The 9,572-nt window shown below is 41.4% G+C and carries 11 protein-coding genes; 6 read left to right on the top strand and 5 right to left on the bottom strand.

Annotated features, from left to right (window positions below; translation table 11 throughout):
- The first annotated feature begins 88 nt into the window (after positions 1-88).
- From FZ949_RS02895 to FZ949_RS02880, 4 genes are all read left to right on the top strand, one after another.
- On the top strand, positions 89-1,144 hold the full coding sequence (locus FZ949_RS02895; protein WP_148790114.1) for an ABC transporter substrate-binding protein: 1,056 nt from the start codon (positions 89-91) through the stop codon (positions 1,142-1,144).
- A gap of 3 nt (positions 1,145-1,147) precedes the next feature.
- On the top strand, positions 1,148-2,155 hold the full coding sequence (locus FZ949_RS02890) for a FecCD family ABC transporter permease (RefSeq protein ID WP_148790113.1): 1,008 nt from the start codon (positions 1,148-1,150) through the stop codon (positions 2,153-2,155).
- Positions 2,155-2,928, top strand: coding sequence for an ABC transporter ATP-binding protein (locus tag FZ949_RS02885; protein WP_148790112.1), 774 nt, complete (start codon positions 2,155-2,157; stop codon positions 2,926-2,928). The genes FZ949_RS02890 and FZ949_RS02885 overlap by 1 nt, the downstream gene beginning before the upstream one ends.
- Positions 2,929-3,012: 84 nt before the next feature.
- Positions 3,013-3,219 (top strand): excalibur calcium-binding domain-containing protein, encoded by a 207-nt coding sequence (locus tag FZ949_RS02880; protein ID WP_107686734.1) that lies wholly within the window; start codon positions 3,013-3,015, stop codon positions 3,217-3,219.
- A gap of 65 nt (positions 3,220-3,284) precedes the next feature.
- On the opposite strand, the gene recG is transcribed toward FZ949_RS02880, so the two are convergent.
- The 3 genes from recG to FZ949_RS02865 are packed head-to-tail and all read right to left on the bottom strand — an operon-like array spanning position 3,285 to position 7,368.
- Entirely contained in the window at positions 3,285-5,102 is a 1,818-nt protein-coding gene (gene recG / locus FZ949_RS02875; protein ID WP_148790111.1) for an ATP-dependent DNA helicase RecG, read from the bottom strand.
- Positions 5,092-6,321: a M16 family metallopeptidase gene (locus FZ949_RS02870; RefSeq protein WP_148790110.1), complete on the bottom strand. Its 1,230-nt coding sequence runs from the start codon at positions 6,319-6,321 to the stop codon at positions 5,092-5,094. The genes recG and FZ949_RS02870 overlap by 11 nt, the downstream gene beginning before the upstream one ends.
- Positions 6,322-7,368, bottom strand: a complete 1,047-nt coding sequence (locus FZ949_RS02865; RefSeq protein WP_148790109.1) for a dehypoxanthine futalosine cyclase — start codon at positions 7,366-7,368, stop codon at positions 6,322-6,324.
- A gap of 132 nt (positions 7,369-7,500) precedes the next feature.
- On the opposite strand from FZ949_RS02865, the gene FZ949_RS02860 reads away from it, so the two are divergent.
- Positions 7,501-7,710: a hypothetical protein gene (locus FZ949_RS02860; protein WP_148790108.1), complete on the top strand. Its 210-nt coding sequence runs from the start codon at positions 7,501-7,503 to the stop codon at positions 7,708-7,710.
- Positions 7,711-7,731: 21 nt separating this feature from the next.
- Here the strand turns inward: FZ949_RS02860 and FZ949_RS02855 are convergent, their stop codons facing one another.
- Positions 7,732-8,124: an NfeD family protein gene (locus FZ949_RS02855; RefSeq protein WP_148790107.1), complete on the bottom strand. Its 393-nt coding sequence runs from the start codon at positions 8,122-8,124 to the stop codon at positions 7,732-7,734.
- Positions 8,121-9,035, bottom strand: a complete 915-nt coding sequence (locus FZ949_RS02850) for an SPFH domain-containing protein (protein ID WP_054196349.1) — start codon at positions 9,033-9,035, stop codon at positions 8,121-8,123. Before FZ949_RS02850 ends, FZ949_RS02855 begins: the two co-directional genes overlap by 4 nt.
- Positions 9,036-9,115: 80 nt before the next feature.
- Between FZ949_RS02850 and FZ949_RS02845 the strand changes: the two genes are divergently transcribed.
- Positions 9,116-9,544 (top strand): copper resistance protein NlpE, encoded by a 429-nt coding sequence (locus tag FZ949_RS02845; protein ID WP_103579526.1) that lies wholly within the window; start codon positions 9,116-9,118, stop codon positions 9,542-9,544.
- Positions 9,545-9,572 lie beyond the last annotated feature (28 nt).

Below are 9,572 nucleotides of genomic sequence, written 5' to 3'. Positions count from 1 at the left end.
TCTTCATAATGTATATGCAAAATTTACATAGAATTAATATAAATATTATTAACATACATGTTTATACTTCAAAAATAAAGGAAAAAATATGCAAACAAATTTTATGCATAAAGTAGCTAAATTTAGCCTTGTTGCTTCACTATTTATGGCTCTTAGCCTAAGCGCAGCTGAGTCTGCTAGAAGCATCACAGATATGAAAGGCGTCAAAGTAAGCGTGCCTGAGAAGGTTGAGAAGATCGCTGCATTATGGAATGCAAACAACGAGATCATCCTAGCACTTGGCGGTATGGATAAGGTTGTAGCCACAACTGATCTGATCAAAACCAACAAGTGGTTTGAGCACGTCTATCCAAAACTTAAAAATTTGCCAGCTGCACTAAACGGCAAAGACCTTCAGATCGAAGAGCTTGTTAAACTTGCTCCTGATGTTATCATAGTTTTTAACAAAAACTACCAAGATGAACTTACCAAAAACGGCTTTAGTGCTGTAAATTTGATCTTTAGAGACTATCCAGATATGGAGAAAAGCATCTACGCAACAGCAGAAGTTATAGGCACTGATGACGCTAGGAAAAAAGCTGAAAAGCTTGCTAATAAAATCCACGATAACTCTGAGTTTGTAACAGCAAGAACAAAAAACATCCCTGACGCTAAACGTCCAAAAGTACTTCACCTTCTTGGCGGAGCGAATTTGCTAAAAATTGATGGTACAAACACTATCCAAAACACTTGGATCAAGCTAGGTGGCGGTGTAAATGCTATCAATACTGAGGGCTCAATGATCGAAGTTAGCGCTGAAGAGATCATCAATGCAAATCCTGATATCATCATCGTTGGCGGCAATGACACAGACGCACAGATCAAAAAGATAAAAGAGCACCCTGCATTCTCTGGCTCAAACGCTGTTAAAAACGGCAAAATTTATGGCAACCCAAAAGGTGTATTTAGCTGGGATAGATATGGCGCTGAAAACGTACTTCAAATTTTATGGGCAGCAAAGACTATCCAACCAGATCTATTTAAAGATGTCGATATGAAAGTAAAAACAAAAGAGTTTTATAAAGAGTTCTTAAATCACGATCTTACCGACACAGAGTATGGCTATATATTAAAAGGTCTAAATCCAGACGGTAGCAGCAAGTAAGATATGAAAAACGCAAATTTTTCAATAGTTGTTATCTTTTTAGCTCTACTAACGCTTCTTTGCGCCTTTGTCGCACTGGGCGTTGGTAGGTTTTACATACCTTTTAACGACGTCTTTAGCGTGCTAGCTCACAGCTTTGGCTATGGCGAGGGTGCAGCTAGCAACATCACAAATGTGATAGAAAATTTACGCATCCCACGTATCATCGCAGCCATCCTTGTTGGAGCTGCTCTTAGCGTGAGTGGTGCTGCCTATCAAGGCGTCTTTAAAAACCAGCTAGTAAGCCCTGATCTTCTTGGCGTCTCGGCTGGTGCTTGCGTGGGAGCTGCAACTGCGATCATCTTTGATCTATCACTATTTTGGGTGCAGGCTTTTGCATTTGGCTTTGGCCTAGCAGCCGTTGCTATCACTCTAGCCATACCAAAGATGATGGGGCGCACCAGCACGCTTATGTTGGTTCTTTCTGGTATCATCGTAAGTGGCCTCATGGGCTCAATAATCGGCTTTTTAAAATATGTCGCTGATCCCGAAACAAAGCTACCTGACATCGTCTACTGGCAGCTTGGAAGCCTAGCAAAGCTTGATAGCGAGAATTTAAAATTTATAGCCCCAGTTATGATCATCTGCGCCATTTTACTAATCGCCATGAGCTGGCGTATAAATTTACTCTCGCTTGGCGACGAGAGTGCGGCTAGACTTGGCGTAAATGTAGCTTTTGAACGCGCTATCGTTATCATATGCGCTACGCTCCTTACAGCGTGTAGCGTCTGCATAAGCGGAATAGTCGCTTGGGTGGGGCTCCTCATGCCACACCTAGCACGCATGCTAGTTGGCGCAAACAACATAAAAAGTATGCCAGCAAGCATATTTATGGGTGCGATATTTTTGCTCTTTGTGGACACCTTGGCTCGTAGCATAAGCGTAAGCGAAGTGCCTCTTGGCGTACTTACTGGCTTTATCGGCACGGTATTTTTCGTCTGGGTCTTGTGGCGAAATAAAAAGGTTGCATGATGCTTGAAGTTAGAAATTTAAACTTTAGCTACCCAAATGGAGCTGGCAAACTAGAAAATGTAAATTTAAAGATAGGTGCGGGTGAAATTTTAACCATACTTGGGCGAAACGGAGCCGGCAAATCAACAACTCTTGGCCTCATAAGTGGCTCACTAAAGCCAGTGTCTGGAGAAATTTTTCTCGATGGTAAAAATGTAGAGAGTCTAAGCAATAAAGACCGAGCAAAGATAATGGCCTACGTCGCTCAAAGCGAGATCACAGAGTATGACTACACAGGGCTTGAGTTTATAACGATGGGGCGTGCAGCACATCTTGGTATCTTTGCAAGACCTAGCAAAGAGAACAAGGAGATAGCTAAAATTTATACTAAAAAGCTTGAGATCGAGTATCTTGAAGAAAGATTTATCACGCAGATGAGTGGCGGTCAAAAGCAGATGTGTATGATCGCACGTGCGATGGCTGCGCAGCCAAAGATGATTATATTTGACGAGCCAACGAGCGCACTTGATTTTGGCAACCAGTACAAATTCCTACGCACTGTCAAGTGGCTAAAAGAGCTTGGCTACTCGGTTGTGCTAACTACTCACAACCCTGACTTTGCTGTGCTTCTTGGCGGATATGTAGCGCTTGTAAAAGGTGATGGAAATGTTGAGTTTGGCTCAGTCAGCGAGATTATTAAAAGTGAAAATTTAAGTAAACTTTATGGACTCGATCTAAACGTGAGCTACATCGACAAAGTGCAAAGAGAGTGTTGCCTAACATATCCTCTTTAAATTTATCTGCTTTCAAAAGGATAAATTCTTTTGAAAGCACTTTTGCATTTTTGCTATTTCACACATACTGCCTTTGGAGTAAAAATGAAAAAGTTAGTTTTGATTTTATTTTTTGCATTGATAGCAAATGCGGCTGATAAATTTGATTGCTCTAAACGCTACTGCAAAGAGATGAAGAGTTGTGAAGAAGCATATCACTATCTAAAAGAGTGTGGACGCAGTGGCTTTGACCGCGATCATGACGGTATGCCATGCGAGAATATATGCAAAGAACGTAGAGTAGGAAAATAATTTTATTAAATTTTACTCCACTAAAAATTTAAAGCTAACAAAATTAAATCAAAAATTTAAAGCAACTAGGCGTTATTTTTAGCAAGCGCCGCCACTCTAGCCTTTGCAGCCTGTGTGATATCATCCTCGTAGTCGTAGAAGTTAAATGTCGCTCCATGCTGAACAAAGCCGTTTAGTATATCACCGCTTTGGCGGTTTTTCAGATCAAGCTCAGCCACCTTAAAGCCGTCATTTGTCGCGCAAAACTCCTTTAACCTAGCAGGCGTCTCTTTTAGTTTAGTAAACAAAAAGCAGTATCCATCGCCACCGTTTCGCCCTACTCTACCTCGCAGCTGATGAAGCGTGGCAAGCCCTAGCCTCTCAGCGCCCACGATCACTATCGTATTTAGCCTTGGTAGCGAAATCCCAACCTCAACAACAGTGGTTGAAAGCAAAATTTCGCCCTCTTCTCTAAATCGCCTTAAAATTTCCTCTTTCTCTTTGTCTTTGCCGTGTGTGACGAAGACATTTTTGAAATTCTTTAGCCAAAAGCCCTGTGCCTCGCTTAGACTTTGGTAGTTTGAGCTCTCACTGCTCTCAACTAGCGGATAGATGATGGCTACTTGAAAGCCGTTTTCTAGCTGCTTTTTGATGTGAGCTAGCAAAAAGCCAAACTCACTAGCGCCTAAAATTTGGCTCGTTATATTTTTTTTAAACGGCATCTGCTTTAAAAAGCTAAAATTTACGATCGATGATTGGATCAAACTTAGCGTCCTAGGTATAGGTGTAGCTGAAAACTGAACGAAATTTGCTCGCTCGTCCTCGTTTGAGGCCAGCTCCTCTATCTTTTTGCGCTGGTTTGAGCCAAAGCGGTGCTGCTCATCGACCATGACTAGCGGTGAGTTTGGTAGCTCGTGAAAGAGAAGCGCATGCGTGCCAATAATCAAATTTGCCCCGCCAAAGTCTATCTTTTTCTCTCCACTTTGAACTAGCATCACATTCATAAATGGCGGCAATAGCCTTTTTGCTTCATTGTAAATTTGCTCGCTTAAGATACTTGTTGGCGCCATCAAAATGGCACTTTGCGGATAGACGCTAAGAGAAGCTGCTAGGATCACAAGAGTCTTGCCACTTCCCACATCGCCCATTATGACGCGCCTTTTTGCCTGCACAGCGCTAAGGTCGTCTCTGATGTCATTTATGGCGTTTATCTGATCATTTGTCGGCGTAAATGGCAAGCTCTTAAGCCAAGAGCTTATATCAAAAAGCTTGATTTTTGGGCTTTTAAAGTAGGTCTTTTTAGCACTTAGTTTTTTTATGTAGTTAAAAATTTCTACAAATTTTAAAATTTCTAAACCCTCGCCATCGTTTTTTAGGCGGTATAAAATTTGCACGCTTTGCTCGTCTAGCCTTTGCAGATCGGCTAGAAATTTGGCCTCTTTTTCGTTTAAACCTTCGGCCAGTAAATTTTGCAAATTTAGATATTTTAAGATGAGTTTTTTTAGCTCCTCATCTTTTAGCTCGGTCTTAAATTTAGGCACGATCTGGCCTATTTTTGTGGTAATTTTTGGATTTACGATCTGCCATGAGCCAAAGGCGTAGGAGCAAATCCCATATATCGCCATCTCTTTGCCCGTCTTAAAAGCGCCGTAGTGCCAAGACTTTGCGTTAAAAATGACGATCTTTACGCTACTTTGCCACTGCTCGCAAAAGGCAAGTGCAGTTAGCATGCCAGGACGCGAGGCGAGTGAGGTGATCTTTACATTTATGCAGACTTGCCCCTCTCTTGGGCTCTTAGCGATCGTCGTATCCTCAAAGCCCTTTGGTAGCACGAGAGCAAGGTCAAGTAGGCTAAGCACGCCTATTTTTAGAAGTTTTGCTCTGTCGCTTGCTTCAAATTTCATTTTTTAAGACGCAAAAACTTAGCTGATTGATCTCTGCGTGGGCTTTTATGAAGCTATTTAGCTCACTTAGCGAAAGGGCTGAAATTTTATCAAGGTCCTTTAAAAATGCCCCAAGCTCGCCATGCTCATAAAACTCGCCTTGTGCGATGTCAAGGCGTTTAAATAGCGTCTCTAGTCTAAGTGGCAACGAACCAAGTAAAAATTTCTTTGCCTGCTCAAGTTCGGCCTTGCTAACGCCTTTTTTACTAAATTTTAAAATTTCCTCTTTTATAACGGCGATAGCCTCATCTTTTTTCTCATTTTTTGTCTGCATGTAGCCGTAAAGCTGGCTGTAAGAGAGATTTAGCAAATTTCTAGCGTAGGCGCTGTATGCAAGCCCTCTTTTTACACGTATCTCCTCCATGAGCCTCGAGCCAAAGCCACCCTCGCCCAGGATAAATGTCGCCACTGTGGCCTTGTATTTCTCCTCAGCTCTCACGTTAAATGGCGCGCCAAAGTAGATGTAGGCCTGCTCGCTTTGCCTGATGATCTCGCTGCTTTCGCACTTGTCGCTTGGACTAAAGTGCTCTAACTTTCGCACCTTGCCAGGTTTTAGGATCTCTAAAACGCTAGCAAGCTCTTTTGTCTGCTTCTCGTCGATGTCGCCACCTAGCACGCAAAGTAAATTTGAAAGGTCTAAATGCTCGTTTAAAAATTTTCTTACATCTTCAAGCGTGATCGCTTTTATGCTCTTTTTAGTGCCGATACTTGGCTGAGCAAGCACGCTTTTTGGGTATAAAAGCTCAAAAAGCCCCTGCCTTGCCACGTAGTCAAAGTCGTTTTCATTTGCTGCGATCTCGCCAAGTGTGACGGTTTTGCACCTATTTAGAATTTCATCAGTTAAATTTGGAGCGCTTATAAGCTCTTTTAGCTTGCCGCACGCAAAGGCAAAGTGCTCTTTTAGGCAGTTTAGATCGATGCAAAATGTCTCAAAGCCGCAGCTTGCATTTAGGCTGATCGCCCTTACTTCAAGCTCTTTAGCAAATTTAGCCGAGCCTAGCTTCATATCGCCCTCGTTTAGTAAATTTGCACTTAGCCTTGCAAGGCCTGCAAGCTTGCCATTTTGCGAGCTACCAGCTGCTTTGAAAACTAGTTTTAGGCTCACTACTGGCATAGCTTTTGAGCTTTCAAAAACGACTGGGATTTTTACATTTTTTACATTGATATCTAAAATTTTCATCTAAAATTTCTCCAAAATATCGTAGTTTGTGTTGCGCTTAGCTGGTATTTCTCCGACATCTTTTATAAGCTCGATCATCTGCTCTTGATTCATCCTAAAGCTAGCACCTGCTGCCTTTACGACGTTTTCTTCCATCATCGTGCTGCCAAGGTCGTTTGCGCCAAAAAGAAGCGCTAGCTGACCTACGTAGCTACCCTGCGTGACCCAGCTGCTTTGGATATTTTTAAAGTTATCCAAAAAGAGCCTTGAGACTGCAAGAAGCCTTAGATAGACGTTTGAGCTTTGCTTTTTTATCTCTGGAAATTCTTGCATAAGCTTTGTATTTAGCCCTTGAAAGCTCCAAAGTATAAATGCCCTAAATCCAGCCGTTTCATCTTGTAAATTTCTGATATGCTCCCAGTGCTCCACGATCTCACGAGTGCTCTCAACCGTGCCAAACATCATCGTCGCAGTCGTTTTTATACCAAGCTCGTGCGCCTCTTTGTGTATGCGAAGCCAGTCTGCGGTGTCGCATTTTTTTGGGGCGATGATGTCACGCACCCTGTCACTTAAAATCTCCGCTCCAGCCCCTGGCATCGAGTATAAGCCCTTTTCGTTTAGGCGCCTTAAGACCTCTTTGGTAGAAATTTTTGAAACTCTTGCGATGTAGTCGATCTCAACGGCAGAAAAACCATGTATCGTGATGCTTGGATAGTGATTGCAGATGTAGCTTACAAGCTCCTCGTACCACTCGATCTTTAGCTTTGGATGAACGCCGCCTTGAAATAAAATTTGAGTACCGCCAATGGCGATAAGCTCCTCGATCTTCTTGCCGATCTCCTCAAAACTTAGCACATAAGCGTCTTCTTCTTTTGCGTGGCGATAAAATGCGCAAAATTTACAATCCACCCAGCAGACATTTGTATAGTTGATGTTGCGATCTACGATGAAGGTCGTTATATTATCTGGATGAAGTTCCTTTTTTCTAGCTAGCGCCATCTTGCCAAGCTCGTAAAGCGGTGCATTTTCTATAAGATCGATGGCTTCATTTACACTAAGTCTTTTCAAATTTAACCTTTTATTTTGCTTATTTTTGGGCGAGAGTTTAGCCAAAAATGCTTTTAAATATGATAAATCAGGCGTTATGAAAAATTAATTTTTAAAGGCTAAAATGTTAAAAATTCTTTAAAGGAGCAAGTTATGAAAAAGATAGTATTTGCCGTTATTTGCGGACTATTTTTAGTTGGTTGTGCCAAAAATGAGCCAAAGCCAAACGAAGCTGGACACGCAGAATGTGGCTGCCCTCACCACCAAAACATGGCGACAAAAGATAAGGAAAGTTGCGAACACCACGGCGACATGCAAAATGGTGGCCATGCACATGACCACCAAATGATGCATAAACATTAATAAAAGTGCCAAATGGCACTTTTATTTTAATATCACCTTGTCACCTTTGGTGCCAAGAACCGTCACTTTCTCTCCGTTAGCTAAATTTCTATCATATTTCCAAAGTGTGCCTTTGAAATAGACCATATTTTCTCTGATCTCGCCAACTCCAGCTTCGTCTAAAAATTCCTCGTTAAAGCTCTCTTTTCTGGACATAAATTTACTCTTCAACGGCGCTTTTAAAAGCACAAGGAGCACGATCGCAATCGCTGCTGTAATTAAAATTTGATAGCTCCAAGCAAAACTAAAACCAAAATTTATAGCTCCAACTACGATAAAAGCTATGCCAAAAAATAGCAAATAAAACGAGAAAAAGATAAACTCGGTGATGCACAAAACCACACCGATTGCTATCATTATAAAAGGGCTGATCACGCCTTATCCTTAGCTAGGAAATTTTTCAAAACGCTAAGTGAACCAATAAGCTCAGTCGCCTCATAAGGGACTAAAATTTTATCTTTTGAGCTATTTTTAGCTAGCTCGCTAAATGCCCCGACTCTATCGCGAGCGAGCAAAAATTCTGCTGCATTTGCGTTTTTGCTCATACTATCATTTATCATATCCATAGCCTCTTTTTGAGCCGTTGCTATGGCGATTTGCTCGTATTTTTTTGCATCAGCCATACGCTCGATTGCCTCTGCTTGAAGCACTTTTTCTTGTTTTAGCGCCTCTGCATTGCGGATTAACGCCTCTTTTTCAGCCAAGGCTTTTAGCTCGATCGCGCGTTTTTCACGCTCGGCTTTCATCTGCATATTCATCGCCTCTTCGATGCCAAGTGGGACAGAAATTTCAGAAATTTCTACGCGCATGATCTTTACGCCCCAGTTGCCAGCAGCGTCGCCAAGAGCCACTTGAAGTGCGGCATTTAGGCGGTCACGAGAGCTTAGTGTATCGTCAAGATTCATCGCGCCGATCTCGCCACGAAGCGTAGTCATGGCTAAATTTGCAATGGCACGCTTGTAGTTATCGACATTATAAACCGCCATTTTTGCATCAAAAACCTTTAAAAAGACGATACCATCGACGCTTATATTAACGTTATCTTTTGTGATGACTTGCTGTTTTGTGATGTCTACAAGCTGCTCTTTTACGGTGATTATCGCTCTTATTTGATCGACAAATGGGATGATTATGTGAAATCCGCCATCAAGCACTTTGTGAAATTTGCCAAGTCGCTCAATGAGTAGATTATCAGCTTGTGAGACGATCTTGATACCAGCCTTTAAAAACAAGAACGCAAAGATAACCAGAACTACGACTAAAACGCCAAATGCTTCGATTTGCATTTTTACTCCTTTAATTTATAATTTGTTATTTTCTTAAGTATTATAATACATTTTAAATTTTATTTTCAAAAAGGATTAGCATGAAAAATTTTATATTTGCACTAAGTGCGGCCCTACTTTTGGCAGGTTGTGCCTCATCTAGCCAAAATGCAAACGTCCCACAAGGCAAATGTGAAGTAAAAAGTAGCTGCGAAGCTCCAATTAGCAGCATCGATGGCACTTATAAAGCATTTTTACCTTGCGCTAGCTGCATGGGTATAGACTCAACCCTTATACTAAAAAAGGACGGCACATTTGAAAGTGTGATGAACTACAAGTCAAAAGACAACTACAAAGCCGTTAGTAAAGGCAAATACTCGATCAAAAATGGTGTGATAACAACGATTGATGAGTATAAAGAAAAGAGCTTTTATAAAATAGAAGGTGAAAACCTAAAAATGCTAGATATGGACCAAAAAGAGGTCACTGGTGAGCTAAAAGATAAATACATCTTTAAACGCGTAAAATAAATTTTAAAGGCAAAATGATATAATTTTG

The sequence above is a fragment of the Campylobacter concisus genome (assembly GCF_902460545.1).
Lineage (GTDB): Bacteria > Campylobacterota > Campylobacteria > Campylobacterales > Campylobacteraceae > Campylobacter_A > Campylobacter_A concisus_AE.
Note: the sequence above shows the minus strand (reverse complement) of the source record. Positions and strands in the feature narration are given on the sequence as shown.

What these genes read in the sequence shown, in the direction of transcription:
- FZ949_RS02895 (WP_148790114.1), top strand. Translation starts at nt 89, where the DNA reads ATGCAAACAAATTTTATGCATAAAGTAGCTAAATTTAGCCTTGTTGCT.
- FZ949_RS02890 (WP_148790113.1), top strand. Translation starts at nt 1,148, where the DNA reads ATGAAAAACGCAAATTTTTCAATAGTTGTTATCTTTTTAGCTCTACTA.
- FZ949_RS02885 (WP_148790112.1), top strand. Translation starts at nt 2,155, where the DNA reads ATGCTTGAAGTTAGAAATTTAAACTTTAGCTACCCAAATGGAGCTGGC.
- FZ949_RS02880 (WP_107686734.1), top strand. Translation starts at nt 3,013, where the DNA reads ATGAAAAAGTTAGTTTTGATTTTATTTTTTGCATTGATAGCAAATGCG.
- recG (WP_148790111.1), bottom strand. Translation starts at nt 5,102, where the DNA reads ATGAAATTTGAAGCAAGCGACAGAGCAAAACTTCTAAAAATAGGCGTG.
- FZ949_RS02870 (WP_148790110.1), bottom strand. Translation starts at nt 6,321, where the DNA reads ATGAAAATTTTAGATATCAATGTAAAAAATGTAAAAATCCCAGTCGTT.
- FZ949_RS02860 (WP_148790108.1), top strand. Translation starts at nt 7,501, where the DNA reads ATGAAAAAGATAGTATTTGCCGTTATTTGCGGACTATTTTTAGTTGGT.
- FZ949_RS02850 (WP_054196349.1), bottom strand. Translation starts at nt 9,035, where the DNA reads ATGCAAATCGAAGCATTTGGCGTTTTAGTCGTAGTTCTGGTTATCTTT.
- FZ949_RS02845 (WP_103579526.1), top strand. Translation starts at nt 9,116, where the DNA reads ATGAAAAATTTTATATTTGCACTAAGTGCGGCCCTACTTTTGGCAGGT.